This is a genomic window from Collinsella sp. An271, from assembly GCF_002159695.1.
Classification (GTDB): domain Bacteria; phylum Actinomycetota; class Coriobacteriia; order Coriobacteriales; family Coriobacteriaceae; genus Collinsella; species Collinsella ihumii.
In genome coordinates this window covers 373,990-392,158 of sequence record NZ_NFJE01000001.1, presented here as the reverse complement: position 1 = coordinate 392,158, position 18,169 = coordinate 373,990, and the positions used below count along the sequence as shown (strand labels likewise).

Annotated in this window: 13 protein-coding genes; 9 read left to right on the top strand and 4 right to left on the bottom strand. The window is 65.1% G+C overall.

All coding sequences use genetic code 11. The features are described from left to right. Positions 1-692: 692 nt before the first annotated feature. The 6 genes from B5F74_RS01640 (at position 693) to B5F74_RS01615 (ending at position 6,851) form a co-directional block, all read left to right on the top strand. The gene (locus B5F74_RS01640) at positions 693-1,637 is read left to right on the top strand and encodes a phosphate ABC transporter substrate-binding protein (RefSeq protein WP_087199449.1); all 945 of its coding nucleotides are present in this window, start codon (positions 693-695) and stop codon (positions 1,635-1,637) included. A 54-nt stretch (positions 1,638-1,691) separates the two neighbouring features. Beyond that, complete coding sequence (pstC, locus tag B5F74_RS01635; RefSeq protein WP_087199447.1) at positions 1,692-2,603, top strand: phosphate ABC transporter permease subunit PstC; 912 nt, start codon at positions 1,692-1,694, stop codon at positions 2,601-2,603. Beyond that, positions 2,596-3,522: a phosphate ABC transporter permease PstA gene (pstA, locus tag B5F74_RS01630; protein ID WP_229254311.1), complete on the top strand. Its 927-nt coding sequence runs from the start codon at positions 2,596-2,598 to the stop codon at positions 3,520-3,522. Before pstC ends, pstA begins: the two co-directional genes overlap by 8 nt. Further along, positions 3,519-4,355 (top strand): phosphate ABC transporter ATP-binding protein PstB, encoded by an 837-nt coding sequence (gene pstB / locus B5F74_RS01625; protein WP_066833551.1) that lies wholly within the window; start codon positions 3,519-3,521, stop codon positions 4,353-4,355. Before pstA ends, pstB begins: the two co-directional genes overlap by 4 nt. A 239-nt stretch (positions 4,356-4,594) precedes the next feature. Beyond that, on the top strand, positions 4,595-6,436 hold the full coding sequence (locus B5F74_RS01620) for an ABC-F family ATP-binding cassette domain-containing protein (RefSeq protein WP_087199445.1): 1,842 nt from the start codon (positions 4,595-4,597) through the stop codon (positions 6,434-6,436). A gap of 55 nt (positions 6,437-6,491) precedes the next feature. After that, a complete protein-coding gene (locus B5F74_RS01615; RefSeq protein WP_087199444.1) occupies positions 6,492-6,851 on the top strand; it encodes a hypothetical protein in 360 nt (119 codons plus the stop codon). Positions 6,852-7,103: 252 nt separating this feature from the next. Here B5F74_RS01615 and B5F74_RS01610 read toward each other — a convergent pair whose 3' ends face one another. Continuing rightward, entirely contained in the window at positions 7,104-11,099 is a 3,996-nt protein-coding gene (locus tag B5F74_RS01610; protein WP_143753721.1) for a S8 family serine peptidase, read from the bottom strand. 325 nt (positions 11,100-11,424) lie between these two features. On the opposite strand from B5F74_RS01610, the gene pgi reads away from it, so the two are divergent. Both pgi and B5F74_RS01600 read left to right on the top strand, forming a co-directional pair. Next, positions 11,425-13,119, top strand: coding sequence for a glucose-6-phosphate isomerase (gene pgi, locus B5F74_RS01605; protein WP_087199440.1), 1,695 nt, complete (start codon positions 11,425-11,427; stop codon positions 13,117-13,119). Positions 13,120-13,202: 83 nt separating this feature from the next. Further along, positions 13,203-13,865 (top strand): HAD family phosphatase, encoded by a 663-nt coding sequence (locus B5F74_RS01600; protein ID WP_079989245.1) that lies wholly within the window; start codon positions 13,203-13,205, stop codon positions 13,863-13,865. A 218-nt stretch (positions 13,866-14,083) separates the two neighbouring features. Here B5F74_RS01600 and B5F74_RS01595 read toward each other — a convergent pair whose 3' ends face one another. The 3 genes from B5F74_RS01595 to B5F74_RS01585 all read right to left on the bottom strand — a co-directional run bounded on the left by B5F74_RS01595 (position 14,084) and on the right by B5F74_RS01585 (position 16,207). Continuing rightward, positions 14,084-14,353 carry a hypothetical protein gene (locus B5F74_RS01595; RefSeq protein ID WP_087199438.1) on the bottom strand — a complete coding sequence of 90 codons (270 nt, stop codon included), beginning with the start codon at positions 14,351-14,353 and terminating at the stop codon, positions 14,084-14,086. 290 nt (positions 14,354-14,643) lie between these two features. After that, positions 14,644-15,402, bottom strand: a complete 759-nt coding sequence (locus B5F74_RS01590; RefSeq protein WP_087199436.1) for a TatD family hydrolase — start codon at positions 15,400-15,402, stop codon at positions 14,644-14,646. Positions 15,403-15,433: 31 nt separating this feature from the next. After that, complete coding sequence (locus B5F74_RS01585; RefSeq protein WP_087199434.1) at positions 15,434-16,207, bottom strand: tRNA threonylcarbamoyladenosine dehydratase; 774 nt, start codon at positions 16,205-16,207, stop codon at positions 15,434-15,436. A gap of 190 nt (positions 16,208-16,397) precedes the next feature. Here B5F74_RS01585 and ettA point away from each other — a divergent pair, with 190 nt between their 5' ends. Further along, a complete protein-coding gene (gene ettA / locus B5F74_RS01580) occupies positions 16,398-18,077 on the top strand; it encodes an energy-dependent translational throttle protein EttA (protein WP_066833525.1) in 1,680 nt (559 codons plus the stop codon). Positions 18,078-18,169 lie beyond the last annotated feature (92 nt).

The window sequence follows — 18,169 nt, the reverse complement described above, 5'->3', positions numbered from 1 at the left end:
TTCGACTGCGGTGCGCGACCGCCGTTTGCGCTGACAACAACGATTGTCGCCCATCCCGCGGGCATCCGGGGAGGCTCCGACCGATCAGTTATCGGTCATATCTTCTAAAGGCAATTACAGACCCCTTTAGCGTGCCAAACGGCCCGTTCTGTGTCATCGGTCCCCGCCGATGCTGCCCTCCCCGAGGAAAGTGGCTAGAAATTTCTGTTTTGCTGTAAGCCAGGCGCGGCGGAGATATCCGGATAAGCCGTCTTGGCTGTATTGGCCGGTTACAAAGTCGGTCTCTGGACCCCAAGATCCCCGAATCGGGCGCTTTAATGGGGGAGACCGGTGCCGGCGGCGGGCTTCCGACCCCTCAATACCGGTTCAGCTACAGCAAAACGGAAATTTCTAGCCACTTTCGCCCGGAGGAGGTTGCGGCCTGCGCGGCGCGGGGCGCAAAGCCGCGGGTATGCGTCCTCTTGGCGGATGCTGATAGTCGCGATGAAGCGCTTTACCACACGGTGTCATTGTAAGGACCGTGTAAACCGGTAGAAATCTGAAGGTAAATCTTAGTCAGAGCATCGTAATAAGACGCGAGCGAGCAAAATCGCCCGGTGAACGCGCGATAGAGTACGTAGTCGAAACGCGGACGGGTCTGCATGGCCGCCCGCACGGATGTTGCGAATCGCAGAATTCGCGAAAGGAGAACCATGTTCGACTACGCTTGCTCTCGTCGTCAGTTCCTCGGTTTCGCCGGTGGCCTTGCTGCTGTTGCCGGCCTCGGTCTTGCTGGTTGCGGCGGCGACACCGCCTCCACCGCTGCCGGTTCCGCTGGCGCTTCCGAGAGCTCCTCGCTGACCGGTACCGTCACCTATGACGGCGCTTCCTCCTTCCAGGCTCTCGTCGAGGCCGCCGCTGAGCAGTTCATGGCCGAGAACCCCGATGTCTCCATCACCGGCTCCGGCAACGGTTCCGGCACCGGCCTGACCGCTGTCGCGGACGGCACCGTGACCATCGGCAACTCCGACGTGTTCGCCGAGACCAAGCTCGAGGCCGACCAGTGCGAGGACCTCGTCGACCATGAGGTCGCCGTCGTCGGCATGGGCCCCGTCGTCTCCATGAACGTCACCGTCGACGATCTGACCCTTGAGCAGCTCAAGGGCATCTTCTCCGGCGAGATTACCAACTGGTCCGAGGTCGGTGGCGACGACGCCGCGATCTACGTCATGAACCGCAAGTCCGGCTCCGGTACCCGCGCCACCTTCGAGGCCGCCGTCTTCGGCGCCGGCCAGCCCGAGTCCACCTTCAAGGGCGAGGCCGAGCTCGACAAGTCCGGCGACGTCGTGACCCAGATCGGTTCCACCGACAACGCCATCTCCTACCTCGACTTCTCCCACTTCGACGACACCAAGTTCAAGGCCATCAAGGTCAACGGCGTCGAGCCCGTCTCCGAGAACGTCTACGACAACTCGTTCCCCATCTGGGCCACCGAGCACATGTACTGCAAGAAGGACGCCGACGAGGTTACCACCGCCTTCCTCGAGTACATGCTCTCCGAGGACGTCCAGGGCTCGCTCGTCGAGGAGCAGGGCTTCATCCCCGTGTCCCAGATGACCGTGGTCAAGGACGCCGACGGCAACGTTACCGAGAAGTAATTCCGGCCTGTCCGAATTACGCCCAGTACATAGAACTTTTTCGAAAGGTGCGCTATGGCTAAGCAGATGCCAAAACGCAACCTTGAGAAGGTAGGCTTGAGTGTCACGGGCGCCTGCGTCGCGCTCGTGACACTTGTCGTTGTGGCGCTCATCCTCATGGTTGCTCAGCGCGGGTTGTCCACCTTCATCAAGGACGGCGTTAACATTGCAGAATTCTTCACGGGAACGACGTGGAACCTCGCAAACACGAACGAGGCGACCGGCCTGCCGTTTACCGGCGCGCTCCCGCTGATCGTCACCTCCTTCGCGGTGACGGTCATCTCCACGATCATCGCGGTGCCCATCGCCATCGGTGCGGCGATCTTCGTCGTCGAGATCCAGCCCAAGTTCGGCCAGAAGTACTTCCAGCCGCTCATCGAGCTGCTCGTGGGCATCCCGTCGGTCGTGTTCGGCCTGATCGGCTTCCATGTCATCGTCGGCGCGATGCGCGTGATCTTCAACGTCGATTTGGGCCTGGGCATCCTTCCCGGCTCCATCGTGCTGGCCTTGATGATTCTGCCGACCATCACGACGCTGTCCATCGATGCGCTGCGCGCCGTGCCCGATGGATACCGCAACGGTTCGCTCGCCCTGGGCTACACCCGTTGGCAGACCATCTGGCACGTCGTGCTCAAGAGCGCCACGCCGTCGCTCATGACCGCGGTCATTCTCGGCATGACGCGCGCGTTCGGCGAGACGCTCGCCGTCCGCATGGTCATCGGCGGCGTCGAGGCCATGCCCGAGGGCCTGCTCGATTCAGCGTCGACCATCACCACGACGCTGACCACCTCCATGGCCGTCTACGCGACCGGTTCCGTCCAGAACGACGTCCTGTGGTCGCTCGGCCTGCTGCTGATGGGCATGTCGCTCATCTTCATCCTGATCATCCATCTCATCGGTGCAAAGGGGGCGAAGGCGCGTGGCTAACATCTCTGTGGAGGCGCAGAACGCGCGCATCAAGCGTTCCATGCGCAATGACCGGATCGCCACCGGTATCCTGACGCTCATCGTAGGCCTGGTCATGCTCATCGTCGTGTCGATGGTCATCTATATCCTCGCGCAGGGTATCGGCCAGCTGTTCCAGCCCGGCTTCCTGACCGAGGCGAGCCGTTCCAACGGCACCGAGGGCGGCATCGCCTATCAGCTCTTCGACTCGTTCTACCTGCTGATCCTCACCCTGATCATCTCGCTGCCCATCAGCCTGGGCGGCGCGGTGTTCCTGGTCGAGTACGCGCCCGAGGGCCCCGTCACCAAGATCGCGTCCACGGCCATCGAGACCCTGTCCAGCCTGCCCTCCATCGTCGTCGGCATGTTCGGCTTCCTGATGTTCTCCGTGAACTTCGGGTGGGGCTACTCGCTCATCTCGGGCGCCATCGCGCTCACGATGTTCAACATCCCCATCCTGACCCGCGTGATCCAGCAGGCGCTCGAGGACGTTCCCGCCAGCCAGCGCGACGCGTGCCTGGCCATGGGCCTGACCCGCTGGGAGACCACCCTGCACGTGCTGATCCCCGCGGCGATGCCCGCTATCGTGACGGGCGTCGTGCTGTCCGCCGGCCGCGTGTTCGGCGAGGCCGCTGCGCTGCTGTTCACCTCCGGCATGAGCTCGCCGGCGCGCCTGAACTTCTTCTCGCTCAACTTCGCGAGCCCGACCTGCGCGTGGAACATCTTCCGTCCGGGCGAGTCGCTCGCCGTGCACATCTACAAGATCTACGGCGAGGGCAGCCCCGAGGCCCAGCACATCGTCTGGGGCACCGCGGCCCTGCTGATGATCTGCGTGCTGCTGTTCAACGTGCTTTCGCGCATCGCCGGTAAGGCACTTGCAAGGAGGATGACCGCCGAATGACGAACGAAACCGATCAGTTCCTCAAAAGCGTCGGCTCGAGCGAAAAGACGCACCGCACGACGGGCGTGGCCATCTCCGAGGAGGTCGTGCTCGAGACCAAAGACGTCAACGTGTACTACGGCGACCACCATGCGCTGAACGACACGAGCCTCAAGTTCCACAAGGGCGAGATCACCGCGCTCATCGGTCCTTCCGGTTGCGGCAAGTCCACGTTCCTGCGCAGCCTGAACCTCATGAACCGCGAGATCAAGGGCTGCCGCGTCGAGGGCGAGATCCTCTACCAGGGGCGCAACATCAACACCAAGACCGAGAACCTCTACGAGCTGCGCAAGTCCATCGGCATGGTGTTCCAGCAGCCGAACCCCTTCCATAAGTCCATCCGCGAGAACATCACGTTCGCGCCCAAGCGTCATGGCATCAAGGACAAGGCGACCCTCGACCAGATGGTGGAGGAGTCCCTGCGCGGCGCCGCCCTGTGGGACGAGGTCAAAGACAAGCTCGACCAGAGCGCGTTCGCCCTGTCCGGCGGCCAGCAGCAGCGCCTGTGCATCGCCCGCACGCTCGCCATGCATCCCGACGTGATCCTGTTCGACGAGCCCTGCTCGGCGCTCGACCCCATCTCGACGCTTGCCATCGAGGACCTCATGAACACGATCGTCGAGAACCGCGCCATCATCATCGTGACGCACAACATGGAGCAGGCCTCCCGCGTGTCCAACCGCACCGCCTTCTTCTACATGGGCGAGATGGTCGAGTACGGCGAGACGGACCAGATCTTCCAGCGTCCGAACGATAAACGGCTGAACGACTACCTCACGGGAATGTTCTCTTAATCCGACGTTCTCATATGCCCGCCGTCGAGTCCGGTTGCATGCCCAGGCTCCGGTGCGGCACTCCATGCAGCGGCGACCCGTTGAGACCCGGGTCGCCGTTTTTTGCAACTTTAGGGACAGTCCCCCAAATTTCACGGAGGAGACGCGCGTCTCCTCCGTGAAATTTGGGGGACTGTCCCTAAAGTTGCACTAGGATAGATGGTCGAACGAAATGCGATTGCAGAGGCGGTGTAGCGCATATGGCGATTCTTCTCGGCTGCGATTCCGTGAAGCTGGAGTTTCCCACCAAGCATATCTTCGACGACGTGACGCTCGGCGTGAACGAGGGCGACCGCATCGGCATCGTCGGGCGCAACGGCGACGGCAAGTCCACGTTGCTCCAGGTGCTATCCGGCGAGCTCGAGCCCGATGAGGGCCGTGTCACCCATCGGCGCGACATCTCGGTCGGCTTGCTCGGCCAGCGCGATGCGCTCGACGACGGCGACACGGTCCATCGCGCCGTGGTGGGCGACGCTCCCGAGTACGAATGGGCCTCGAGCCCGCGCGTGCGCCAGGTGCTGGACGGCCTGATCGCCGACGTGCCGTGGGAGGGCACGGTGGGCGAGCTGTCCGGCGGCCAGCGCCGCCGCGTCGACCTCGCGCGCCTGCTGATCGGCACCTATGACGTGCTCATGCTCGACGAGCCGACGAACCATCTCGACATGCGCACCATCAACTGGCTTGCCGAGCACCTGAAGGCCCGCTGGGGTGCAGGCGAGGGCGCGCTGCTCATCGTGACGCACGACCGCTGGTTTCTGGACGAGGTGTGCACCTCCATGTGGGAGGTGCACGACGGGGTCGTCGAGCCGTTCGAGGGCGGCTACTCCGCATACATCCTGCAGCGGGTCGAGCGCGACCGCTTGGCGGCGGTCGCCGAGGACCGGCGCAGGAACATGGCGCGCAAAGAGCTCGCCTGGCTGTCCCGCGGCGCGCAGGCGCGCTCGACGAAGCCGAAGTTCCGCGTCGAGGCGGCTCGCGCGCTCATCGCCGACGTGCCTCCGGTGCGCAACGAGCTCGAGCTCAAGCGCCTGGCGGTGTCGCGCCTGGGCAAGCAGGTCATCGACGTGATCGATGTCTATGCGGGATATGCGGACGGGGCCGACGGCGAGGTCAAGCCGGTGCTCGAGGACGTGACGTGGTTGATCGGCGCCGGCGACCGCTTCGGCCTGCTGGGCGAGAACGGCGCGGGGAAGTCCACCATGCTGTCGGTTATCCAAGGCAAGCTCACACCGACGAGCGGCCGCGTGAAGATCGGCGCGACGGTGCGCTTCGGCGTGCTGTCCCAGCAGCTCGACGAACTCGCCCCGCATATGGACGAGACGATCCGCGAGGTGCTCTCGCGCTACAAGCGCGTCTACATCGTCGACGGCAAGGAGACGAGCCCCGAGAAGCTGCTCGAGCGCCTGGGTTTCACCACCCAGCAGCTGTGGAGCCGCATCGGGGACCTTTCGGGCGGCCAGCGCCGCCGCCTGTCGCTTTTGCTGACGATCCTGGAGGAGCCCAACGTGCTCATCCTCGACGAGCCGGGCAACGACCTTGACACCGACATGCTGGCCATCGTCGAGGACCTGCTCGACGGGTGGCCGGGCACGCTGATTCTGGTGACGCACGACCGCTACCTCATGGAACGCGTGACCGACCATCAGTACGCGATCATCGATGGGCGTCTGCGCCACGTGCCGGGCGGGGTGGACGAATACCTGCGCCTGGTGGGCGCGTCGTCCGCGCGCACGCAGAAGTCCTCGGCGCAGCGGGCGGCCGAGGCGGCTTCTCCCGTGCAGACGGCGTCGGGGGAGGCTTCCGGCGGCTCGCGGCTCTCCAACGCCGAGCGCCAGCGGCTGCGTCGCGAGGTCTCGTCCCTGGAACGTAAGATGGAGGCGCGCCGCGCGAAGGTCGACGAGCTGACGGCCGCCATGGCAGATGTCGACCCTACGGATTTCGAGGCGCTTACGGCCCAGCAGCGGGCCATCGACGACGCCCGCGCGGAGCTCGACGAGCTGGAGACCGCGTGGCTCGAGGCGAGCGAGCAGCTGGAAGAGTAGGATTCCGGGGCTCGGGCGCCGCGGCTTGCGGGCTTGTCGCTTGCTGGAGGATGCGATGCGGATTCACATCAACAGGCTGGGCGCGGCTGACCGGGCGCGTCTGGTCGAGCACCGCCTGACGGTGGAGGAGCTGACGGAGCTCCACGGGATGCTTCTGCGCGGCCAGCAGGCGCGTCAGCGCGCCTTGCGCCGGGTGGCCGCGTTCTCGCTCATACTCGACATCGCCTTGCTGCTCATGACGGTCTTTGTCGCCGGGCCCACGCCGGCGGTCCTGTTCGCGGGCGTCGTCGTGACGGCGATCGTCCTTCTGTGCCTGGCGTGCACGTGGGCGGCTGCGATCGGCGTGTTCGCCCACCAGTACAACCAGGCGGTGGAGGAGGGCTATCCCGAGCTGCTGGGGCGTCTGCGCCTGTAGGGAATCTCCGATGCCATGGCCGATGCAGGTGCCGCGAGGCCGTTCGTTCATGAATTAACACGGGTGTCAAACAAACGAATCCTGCGGAAATGTCGAAAATGCCCTCGTTCGTTCATGAATGAACGAGGGCCTGAATCGGGGGAGATGCCGTGGCGGCGTGCCGGATGCGGGACAGGCTCCGGACATGACGAGGGCCCGAGACATCGGCTGTTCCGACGTCTCGGGCCCTCGGTCGATCGTGCGTGCGCGCCGCTATGCTGCGGGTTGCGGGTAGGGGAATCCGTCGCGGTCGGCGCGCATGAACACGGTTGCCGCCTGGGCGCGCTCAAGGTCTCCTCGCGGCTGGAGCTCGGTCGTGTTGCCGATACCGCGCAGGTATCCCTCGGCAACCGCCCACGTTACGGCCTCTGTCGCCCAATCGGATACCGCAGTACCGTCGGTGAAGCGGTCGAGGTCGCCTTCGGTGGCAGTCTCGGGCGCGGCGATGCGCCACAGGATGGTCGCCATCTGCTCGCGCGTCAGCGGGTCGTCCGGGCCGAACTTGTCGGTGTCGTCATACCCCATAAAGATGCCTTGCTGGGTGCACCAGGCGACTGCGTCGCGGTACCAGGCATCCTGGTCGCAGTCGCTGTAGGGGATCGGGTCGTCGACGGCCGGCTTTCCGGCGATGTTGTACAGGACCTGCGCCATCTGGGCGCGTGTGAGGGTGCCCGTCGGGTCGAACACGCCGGCATCCGCGTCGACGCCGAGCATGATCTTCTCGGAAACCGCCCAGTCGACCGGCTCGTGATACCACGCGAGCTCATCAAGGTCGGTGTAGCGCTCCGTTGGACACGCGATGCTCGCGAGCTGCTCTGTAGCCGCGCGGGGCAGCGTATACAGCGCGCCCGTAGCCGACGCCGCGTCGGTTCCGTTGTCGAGCGCGGTCAGGTGGACCGTCCCGTCGAAGACCGTGGCGGACGTGATGGTGACGCCCGTCGCGGAGTCGCTGCCGACCCATGCCGAGCCCTCGCACCTGAGCGTGTCGAGGTCGATGTACATGGTGTCGCCGACGCCTTGCTGGGAGCGCGCGAAGACGAGCGCGCCGTCTTCGAAGGGGACGGTCACGCAACTCTCGAGATCTCCGTAGTCTGAGTAGGTAAAGACCGGCGCATCCTCGATGGCACCGAGGTCATCCAACGCCCCGCTTGTCAGGTCGATAGTGTATGCATGCGGTGCGTACGTTGCCGAGGGGTCGGTCCGCCCGCCGCCGATCGCGCCGATCACGTAGATCTTTCCATCATGCGCGATGGGCGCAAGCGGCGCGAGCATGATGCCCGGGAACTGCTCCGTCTGAATCTCGGTCGCGGAGAGCTCCCCGTCGGGGCCCTCCAAGGTAGCGATTGCGTATCGGAAGAAATAATCGCCCGTTGCGAACTGGTAGTAGGTCCTCACAAGCGCGTAGGTGGTGCCGCCGATCGTCGTCGCGTCCACGAGCGAGGAGATGTAGAGCGCCTGGTCGGCCCCTTCCGGGGTCGCGATGGCATCGATCTGCCGATAGGGGCTCCATTCGTCGCGCTCCGCGCTGTAGGTCGCCGCAAGCACGACGATGCCGCTTTCGTCTAGGTCGGTCGTGACGGCGACGATATCGCTTCCGATCGCCGTGTAGGCTATCGGGGCATGGGAGTCGTGCATAGTTGACTGCCACGGAGTTCCGGGTACCGCGCATGCGGTCCAGGAGCCGTTTCCGGGATGATCCAGGCGATACAGGTAGGCGCCTTTCGTGTCGGCGAAATACAGCGCGCCCTCGGCGCCCACCAGTCTGCCGGTGGCCGAGTCCGTCGTGCCGCCGGGGAGGCTGTCCGTCCGCATCATGTCATAGGATGCTTCGCGCGCGGGGAAGCTGTAGGAGGCGCGGTGCGTGCGCCCGGTCGAGCCGTCGGTCACGTCGATGCGATGGACGCCTCCGTCGAAGGCGTCGGCAGGCGCCGTGAAGGTCAGCTCGCTGTCGGTCTGCGCCGTGCAGGAGACGTCCTCGCCGTCGAGGGTGACGCTCGCGTCGCCGAGGGCATAGCCGTGGACGGTAACCGTGCCGGTCGCCGGGTCGGCGTCGACGGACCACGTGTTCGCGTTCACCGCATCGTCGTCGAGCGCCACGTTCCAGTCGAAGCGGCCGTCGGTCGCCGTGTGCTTCTCGACGCCCCCATAAGTTGTCGTGCTCACCGGGACGGTCGAGCCGACCAGCTTTCCGCGCAGCTCGAGCGCGCTCGCCTCGGGGTCGAGGGCAGCGAGCTGGCCTACGGTGCCCGCGGCGAGAGGGGTCGCCATGGACGTCCCGCTCATCTCGCCGTAGGGGGCGTAGTCGCTCGTCTCGTCGTCCACGCCCTCGCCGTCCACCAGACCGATGCCGTAGGGCTCGATGTAGAAGGTGGTCTTTTCGCTCGACCAGACGCCGTCGGCGGGATTGATGCTGAACTGGGCGGCACCGATCAGTCGGTCTGCCTCGGTGTCGAGGGCGGCCAAGGAGGTGCCGTAGACGTAGGTCAGGTCGATGTTCACCTCGGTGATGGTCGACACGCCGTGAAGCGGGACGGTCGCGCCGTCCTTGACGGCGTACAGGGATGGTACGAGGTACAGCCTCGTGTTGGAGGGGCTGCCGGCATCGATGCTCGCGCTCACGCCGATCGCATAGTCCTGCACCGCGTGCGTCGTGCCGATAAACGGGTTATCGAGATACCACTGGAGCGTCGCGGTGTACCCAGAGCTTCCGTCAGCCCGGGAGGGGTCGAAGGTCACCTTGAGGCCGGGGGTGCCGTGTCCCGCATCTGCGACCGGCTCGATGGCGAACGCGTCGGTGGCCTCAGGCGAGGCGAGCGTCCCGTCGGCGTTGTAGACGAAGAGCCGGTAGGCGTCAGAATCCGGGGTGTAGTCGGAGAAGTCGTTCGCGTACTCCAGGTCCTTGCCTGCGGCCAGAGACACGCTCGGGGAGAAGTGGGCGTGCGCGGCGTCGGTGCTCACCGTCGACATGATGTTGGAGCCGGGCAGTGCGAGGTCGACGACCGTCTCGTTGAAGTTCGAGAAGGTCGACAGGACGTTCGACTTGTTGCTCGACGCGATGACGATCGCGTAAGGGCTCTCGAGGCTCGTGGTCGCCCCGGTGCCGACGGTGGCGGTGTCCGATGCGGCGTTTCCCGCAGCGAAGACGGACAGGATGCCGAGCTTTCCCGCCTGGTTTACCAGGTAGTCGAGTACGGGTGCGTAGGAGGCGATCTCCCAGGAGTTGCTCGCCGCGACGACGTTCTGCCCGGAGAGGGCCGCGCCGATGAGGTACTGGTAGGCGGAGACGATGTCTTTGAGGTACAGCACGCCCCTGCAGTTCTCGGGGGCCACCTTCAACGCCATGATCTTGGTGTCGGAGCTCGCTCCCGCGATTCCCTCCGCGTTGTTCTGGATGCCGGCGATGACGCCCGCGCAGTGGGTGCCGTGGGAGTCGATGTCCGTGGTGCCCGGCGTCGGGTCGTCGTCGTTGCCGGTGAAGTCGTAGCCGTTCGAGCCCGCCTCGCCGGGAAGGCCCTCGATGCCGGGGTTCTCCCACATGTGGTCGGCGAGGTCGGGGTGGGAGACGTCGACGCCCGTGTCGATCACGGCGACGATGTTGTCGTCGGTTGCAGCCGCCTCGTCGCGGGCGGCGAGCGCCGCCTCGAGGTCGATGCCGGCGCTCTCGCTGGTCAAGCCGTACTGCCAGCCGTCGTACAGGGTGTCATCGGGTGCGGTCGCGTCGATCGTCGCGACGTAGTTCGGTTGCGCCGCCACCACGAAGTCGAGTGCTTCGAGCTCGGCGACCAGCTCGTCTGCGTCGGCCCCTTCTCGCTCGACGAGCGCGACGCGCAGGTCGTCGCCCGACGGGATCGCGTCGGTTGCCCCATCGGCGCTCTGCAGCTCGATGTCGCCCCGGCTTGCGGCGCGGTCGACAGCGGAGAAGTCCCATGTCTGGGCGATCGTGACGCCGGCGTTTGCGAACTCGTCGGCGGCCGCGGAGTCGAGCAGGCTCACCGAGGCGGCATCGGATGCTCGGTACAAGACGAGCGCCTGGCCGGGCACGGCCGTCCGCTCGTCCTGAGCGTCCGTCGAAGACGGCTCCGTGAGCGCGGACAGCGGGTTCACCGGTATCGTCGGCAGGGCATATGCGACCGCGGGCGCAAGTCCGCAGGCCAAAGCGAGGCCGAGCGCATATCTGAGCGTTCGGCGTCCATAGGAAGGCAGTTTCATATGCGTTCCAATCTTTGAGGAATCGAGATAAGACACACTATATATGTGGGAGGCGAATCGCACCGGATGCTTTGGATGAATGCGGCGGTATTCGGAGCGAATGGGTGCTCTCTGAGGGCGCTGAATCATGGGTCATTTGGGGACGGGTTCGTTTCAACCCATCGACGGGTTTTCCGTGTCGCGCCGGATGCTCACCGTTTCTTTGGCACCCTGACCGTTTCATGACGGGAGCAATGGCGAATCTGTCTGCGCGCTGCGGTAGAATGGAGTCGCTTCGTTGCACGACGCGGAAAACCTGCGCCTGTTCGGATAAAGGAGGATTCCTATGTCTACCGTACCTGCTCCTATCGATGCCACGAGCACGCCTGCATGGGCTGACCTGCAGAAACACTATGACGAGCTCACCGGTGCCGGCATCGATCTCAAGGGCTGGTTCGCCGCCGATCCCGACCGCGTGAGCAAGCTCAGCTACGACATGGGCGAGTTCCACATCGACCTGTCCAAGAACCTCGTGACCGACGAGACGATGAAGCTGCTTGTCCAGCTTGCGCGCGAGCTGCATATCGAGGAGCGCCGCGACGCCATGTATTCCGGCGTGCACATCAACACCTCCGAGGACCGCGCCGTGCTTCACACCGCGCTGCGCCGCCCGGCATCCGATAAGGGCACCGTGTTCGACGGCGACCAGGACTGCGTGGCCGACGTCCGCGACATGCTCGACCGCATGTACGCGTTCGCCGAGAAGGTCCGTTCCGGCGAGTGGAAGGGCGTCACGGGCAAGAAGATCGAGCACGTCGTGTCCATCGGCATCGGTGGCTCCGACCTCGGCCCGGTCATGGTGTACGAGGCGCTCAAGCCCTACGCCGACGCCGGCATCGACTGCCGCTACATCTCCAACATCGACCCCAACGACATGGCCGAGAAGGTTCGCGGCCTCGACCCCGAGACCACGCTCGTCATCGTCGTGTCCAAGACGTTCACGACGCTCGAGACCCTGACCAACGGCCGCGAGGTCCGCACCTGGCTGCTCGACGCCCTCGAGGCCGCGGGCGCCATCGACGGTTCCGAGGAGAGCCGCGCCGAGGCCGTGAAGAAGCACTTCGTCGCCGTCTCGACCGCGCTCGACCTCGTCGCCGACTTCGGCATCGATCCCGAGAACGCCTTCGGATTCTGGAACTGGGTTGGCGGGCGCTACTCCGTCGACTCCGCCGTGGGCCTGTCGCTCATCATCGCGCTGGGGCCCGAGCGCTTCGAGTGCTTCCTCAAGGGCTTCCATGATGTCGACATGTACTTCCAGAACACGCCGCTCGAGGACAACGTCGTGGCGCTGATGGGCCTCATCAACGTCTGGTACGTCAACTTCTTCGGCGCCGAGAGCCACGCCGTGCTGCCGTACAACCAGTACATGCACCGCTTCCCGGCCTATCTGCAGCAGCTCACCATGGAGTCCAACGGCAAGGGCGTGCGCTGGGACGGCTCGGCGCTCACCACGGCTTCGGGCGAGATCTATTGGGGCGAGCCGGGCACCAACGGCCAGCACGCCTTCTACCAGCTCATCCATCAGGGCACGCGCCTGATCCCCTCCGACCTCATCGCGTTCGTCAACACCGCCAACCCCAACAAGGACGGCGACCAGGACGTGCACGAGCTGTTCCTGGGCAACTTCCTGGCCCAGACCAAGGCGCTCGCGTTCGGCAAGACCGCCGACGAGGTCCGCGCCGAGGGCACGCCCGAGGAGATCGTCACCGCGCGCATCTTCACCGGCAACCGTCCGTCCACCTCGATCTTCGGCATCGAGCTCACCCCGCATGCGCTCGGCGCCCTCATCGCGCTCTACGAGCACATCACGTTCGTCGAGGGCACGGTCTGGGGCATCGATTCCTTCGACCAGTGGGGCGTTGAGTTGGGCAAGCAGCTCGCCAAGCAGATCACGCCCGCGTTCCATGACGACGAGGCCCTCGCCGTCCAGGACGCGAGCACCAAGGCGCTCATCGAGTTCTACCGCGCCCATCGCAAGTAGCCCGCTTGCGTCTGCGTGACGTATCGGGACTGCCCCGTCTCTTCGGGGCAGTCCCTTTTCTGTGACCGAAAGGATTATTCGCCGTGGCATTTCCCTTCAAGGCCGTCATCTTCGATATGGACGGCGTGATCGTCGATACCGAGAAGTTCTACTTCGACGAGCTGCTCGTCATGAGCGAAGAGCTCGGACTGGGCATCACCGTTGATGAATGCAAGCATCAGGTCGGCATGTCGCACCAGGATTTTCAGCGCAATCTGCAGATGTGGATGCGCCGCGGGGGCCGCGGCGAGCTGTCCGGTGACGAGGCGGAGGCGATCTACAACGAGTGGGCGTCGCATCGCCCGCGGCCGTACGCGCAGCTGTTGAACCCCGGCGTCGCCGAGACGGTCGAGGCGCTCCACGGGATGGGGGTCCGCGTTGCGCTGGCGTCCTCCTCTCCGCTGGCGAATATCGACAAGGTTCTCAGCGCGTGCGGTCTGACGGGCCGGTTCGAGCCCATCGTGTCGGGCGAGCAGTTCCATCAAAGCAAGCCCAACCCCGAGATCTACCTGCACACGCTGGAGCTGTTGGGGCTTCCCGCCAGCGCGTGCTGCTGCGTGGAGGACTCGGTGTACGGCATCGCCGCCGGATGCGCCGCGGGGCTCACGGTCATCGCCAAGCGCGAGGAGCGCTTTGGCTTCTCTCAGGATCAGGCGAACCTCATCATCGATCAGATCCCCGACCTTCTGCGCATAGGGGAGCGCTGATCGATTCAACCCACGGCAACGTGAAGACGCGTACAAATTCGGGGACGTACCTCCCGCATGCACGTTTGCAAATTCGGGGACGTACCTTCGGCGTGCAAACGTGCATGCGGTAGGTACGTCCCCGAAATTGCACGTCCCCGAATTTGCACGCGCTTGCTCAAAAAGACGGGGACCCGCGGGTCCCCGTCTTGCTGTCGACGATGTGCGGCTGAGCGGCGCTATGCCGCCTGGCGAATCGGCATGGTGTTCATGCTCGGGCGGGTGAGCGCCGCGTGCAGCTTGCGACCCGCGAACGAGGCGATGCCGCTCACCTCTCTCGCGGGATGGTACTGTGCCCACACCAGGCGCTCGTTGCGGGGATTGACCCACGAGGCGGCACGTTTGAGGGCTGCCGGGACGGCGATGGAAGAGGCTTCGAGCACGACGAACACGATCGCAAGCGAAGCGAGCATCCCAGCAAGTGTGACGATGGCGTTGAAATCGATCATGATGGCTCCCTTCCGTATCGTGGTTCTGCCTTCTACTGGCTCCTTACCCGCGCGATGCGCAGTTATGCACGGCAATTCGGGGGAGCGAACACGTTGCTCGGCAGCAGGCGCGGACCTTCCGGAATCGGTTTGAAGCGGAGTGCCGCAGGTCTGTTCATTCATGAATTAGGAGGGGCGCCAAATAAACGAATCCTGCTCAAACGCCGAAAAGGCCCTCGTTCGTTCATGAATGAGCGGGGTCTGAAGCCGTCCCCGCGGCGAATGAGGCCACTGCAGGGAAGGCATCCGGCTTAGAGGTCGAGAAGCGCGGCGCTGCGCTCGGCGATGCGGTAGGCGAGTTCGCGTGCATCGGCGTGCCTGATGGCGGCGAGGCGCTCAGTCGTGTCCGCGAGCTCGCGTTCCAGCTCCGCGCAGCCGAAATCGGCGTTCGACGGCGGCGCATCGGTTTCGAGCAGCAGCCTGTCCTCGGGAACGATGCGCGCGTACTCGCGGCCTTTGCGGGTGGCGAGCATATGCGCGTTGATCGAGAACCAGCAGCCGGCGCGCCGCGCGCGGGCGAGCTCGCCGCTCGTCCCGGAAAACCAGTGGAAGATGCAGACGGATTCGAGCACAAGCCCGGTCTCTTCGAGGATGTCGAGCACCGTGTCGGCCGAACGCACGGCATGAATGGTCAGAAGACGCCCGTCAAGCGGGTGCTCTGCGCAGGCGCGGGCGACGCGCGTGAACGCGCGCACCTGGGCGTCTTTGCTCGGAAGATGCTTCGTGCTGAAATCAAGGCCGACTTCGCCGACGCGCGGCGTATCGGAGACGAGCTCGGCAAGGGCATCGACATCCGCGTCCCCGCAGGTTCCATCCGATAGCCACCACGGATGGAGGCCCGCGGCGACGCGGACGTTGGGGCAGGCGGCGTATGCCTCCCGCGAGGCGCTGTAGCCCGCAGGGGTCACGCTGGCGTCGAGGATCCCGATGCCGCGCATCTCGGCCTCTCGCGCGCAGGCGAGGCCGTCGCGCATGAGCCCGAGGTGGCAGTGCATATCGACGTAGTGCATGGCTCCTCCTTGGAAGTTCGGCCCATCGAGACTAGCGGTCGCGCCGGGCGCCGCCTGCGCATGCCCTACCGTATCCCACACCGGAGATCTGCCGTATGACCTCGCCGGCAATCATCTGCCCCATGATCGGCGGCATGAACGATGCCGTTCCCAGCACGCGCTCGCCCGGTTGCCCCTGTCCGCGCGCGAAAAGGTCGATCGGGTCCTCGCAGGAGTAGAGCACCTGCAGGCGGCGAATCCCGCGTCGGCGGCACTCCTTGCGCATGACGCGGGCGAGGGGGTCGCGCTCCGTTTCGCGGATATCGCATATCCGCAGGCACTCCGGGTGCAGCTTGTTGGCCGCTCCCATGCTGCTGATGAGCGGCAGGCCGCGCTCGTCGGCGAGCTGGGCCAGCGCGAGCTTGGACGAAACCGTGTCGATGGCGTCCACGATGTAATCGATGCGTCCGCTGCAGGCGGCCAGGCACTCATCAAACAGGCCCTCGAGGTTTTCAGGCAGCACGAAGGCGTCATGGGCGATGACGGTGCACGCGGGGTTGATGTCGCGGATCATGCCGGCCATCACGTCGACCTTGCGCTTGCCGACGGTGCTCGTGAAGGCGATGGCCTGCCGGTTGATGTTGCTCGGCGCCACCACGTCCTTGTCGACGATGACGATCCGACCGATAAACGCGCGGGCGAGCGCCTCGATGCAGCTCGACCCGACGCCGCCGCAGCCGAACACCATGACCGTTGCGCTTTGCAGGCGCTCGAGCCCCTCGTCTCCCATGATGATGCGAAGCCGGTCGGTTGCTGTTTCCTGCATACGGCGCCTTTCCCTCGGAACGTTGAAGCACATTATAGGTTAGGTGGCACATGCTCCGCCTCGTTGTCGCCTCTCCTGCCGCCGCCTTGCCTGTGGAAGTGTTGTCGGGCGCCCGTTTTGGTATGGAGGCAACCCCGCGTATCTGCGACGATAGACCCATACGTGTCAGATGACCATACAGGGAGTATGCATGGCAGAGTTCGTATATCAGATGTATCAGGCGCGCAAGGCGCATGGCGACAAGGTGATTTTGGACGATGTCACCCTGTCGTTTTACCCCGGTGCCAAGATCGGCGTCGTGGGCCCCAACGGCATGGGCAAGTCGACGCTGCTCAAGATCATGGCGGGCAAGGAGGAGGTCTCCAACGGCGAGGCCCGTCTGACGCCCGGCTACACGGTGGGCCTGCTCGAGCAGGAGCCGCCGCTCGACGACGACAAGACCGTCATCGAGAACATCCGCATGGCGTTCGGCGACCTGCTCGCCAAGGTCGACCGCTTCAACAAGATCGGCGAGGAGATGTGCGACCCGGACTGCGACATGGACGCCCTCATGGCGGAGATGGGCAGGCTGCAGGACGAGATCGATGCGGCCGACGGCTGGGACATCGACAGCAAGCTCGGCCAGGCCATGGACGCGCTGCAGTGCCCGGACGCCGATATGCCCGTCTCCGTCCTGTCGGGCGGCGAGCGTCGTCGCGTGGCCTTGTGCAAGCTGCTGCTCGAGGCTCCCGACCTGCTGCTGCTCGACGAGCCCACGAACCATCTGGACGCTGAGTCCGTCCTGTGGCTCGAGCACTTCCTGCACAACTATCCGGGCGCCGTGCTCGCCGTCACCCACGACCGTTACTTCCTCGACAACGTCGCCGAGTGGATCTGCGAGGTCGACCGCGGGCACCTGTACCCCTACAAGGGCAACTACTCCACCTATCTCGAGACCAAGGCCGCGCGTATCGCCGCGCAGGGCCAGCGCGACGCCAAGCTCGCCAAGCGCATGGCCGCCGAGCTCGAGTGGGTGCGCAGCAGCCCCAAGGCCCGCCAGGCCAAGAACAAGGCCCGTCTCGAGCGCTACGAGGAGATGGAGGCCGAGGCCCGCGCCAGCCAGAAGCTCGACTACACCGATATCCGCATCCCGGTCGGTCCGCGCCTGGGCGCGAAGGTCCTCGAGGTCGAGCATCTCCACAAGGAGTTCGACGGTCGCGTGCTCATCGATGACCTGACCTTCAGCCTGCCGCGCAACGGCATCGTGGGCGTCATCGGCCCCAACGGCGTGGGCAAGTCGACTCTGTTCAAGATGATCGTGGGTACCGAGCAGCCGACGTCGGGCTCCATCGAGCTGGGCGAGACCGTGAAGATCTCCTATGTCGACCAGATGCGCGAGGGCATCGACCCCGACAAATCGTTGTGGGAAGTCGTCTCGGGCGGCACCGACAAGATGCTCGTGGGCGAGACCGAGGTGCCGAGCCGCGCCTATGTGGCGAGCTTCGGCTTCAAGGGTTCTGACCAGCAGAAACGCGCCGGCGTGCTGTCTGGCGGCGAGCGCAACCGCCTGAACCTGGCGCTCACGCTCAAGCAGGGCGGCAACCTGCTGCTGCTCGACGAGCCGACCAACGACCTGGACGTCGAGACCCTGTCGTCGCTCGAGGCGGCATTGCTCGAGTTCCCGGGATGCTCGGTCGTCATCAGCCACGACCGCATGTTCCTGGACCGCGTGGCCACGCACATCCTGGCGTGGGAGGGCACCGACGAGAATCCGGGCAACTGGTACTGGTTCGAGGGCAACTTCCAGTCCTACCAGGAGAACCGCGTGGCGCGTCTGGGCGAGGACGCCGCGCAGCCGCATCGCATCCGCCGCAAGCTGACGCGCGACTAGTCGCGGCTGCAGGGTTTCCAAGCAGCGCTAGGGAGAAAGCCGCCTCGGGGCCTTCGGGTCCCGAGGCGGCTTTTCGTAGATGTGGACCTCGG

Bases quoted from the DNA above. Each gene is read 5' to 3' on its own strand.
- B5F74_RS01640 (WP_087199449.1), top strand. From the start codon at position 693: ATGTTCGACTACGCTTGCTCTCGTCGTCAGTTCCTCGGTTTCGCCGGT.
- pstC (WP_087199447.1), top strand. From the start codon at position 1,692: ATGGCTAAGCAGATGCCAAAACGCAACCTTGAGAAGGTAGGCTTGAGT.
- pstB (WP_066833551.1), top strand. From the start codon at position 3,519: ATGACGAACGAAACCGATCAGTTCCTCAAAAGCGTCGGCTCGAGCGAA.
- B5F74_RS01620 (WP_087199445.1), top strand. From the start codon at position 4,595: ATGGCGATTCTTCTCGGCTGCGATTCCGTGAAGCTGGAGTTTCCCACC.
- B5F74_RS01615 (WP_087199444.1), top strand. From the start codon at position 6,492: ATGCGGATTCACATCAACAGGCTGGGCGCGGCTGACCGGGCGCGTCTG.
- B5F74_RS01610 (WP_143753721.1), bottom strand. From the start codon at position 11,099: ATGAAACTGCCTTCCTATGGACGCCGAACGCTCAGATATGCGCTCGGC.
- pgi (WP_087199440.1), top strand. From the start codon at position 11,425: ATGTCTACCGTACCTGCTCCTATCGATGCCACGAGCACGCCTGCATGG.
- B5F74_RS01595 (WP_087199438.1), bottom strand. From the start codon at position 14,353: ATGATCGATTTCAACGCCATCGTCACACTTGCTGGGATGCTCGCTTCG.
- B5F74_RS01590 (WP_087199436.1), bottom strand. From the start codon at position 15,402: ATGCACTACGTCGATATGCACTGCCACCTCGGGCTCATGCGCGACGGC.
- B5F74_RS01585 (WP_087199434.1), bottom strand. From the start codon at position 16,207: ATGCAGGAAACAGCAACCGACCGGCTTCGCATCATCATGGGAGACGAG.
- ettA (WP_066833525.1), top strand. From the start codon at position 16,398: ATGGCAGAGTTCGTATATCAGATGTATCAGGCGCGCAAGGCGCATGGC.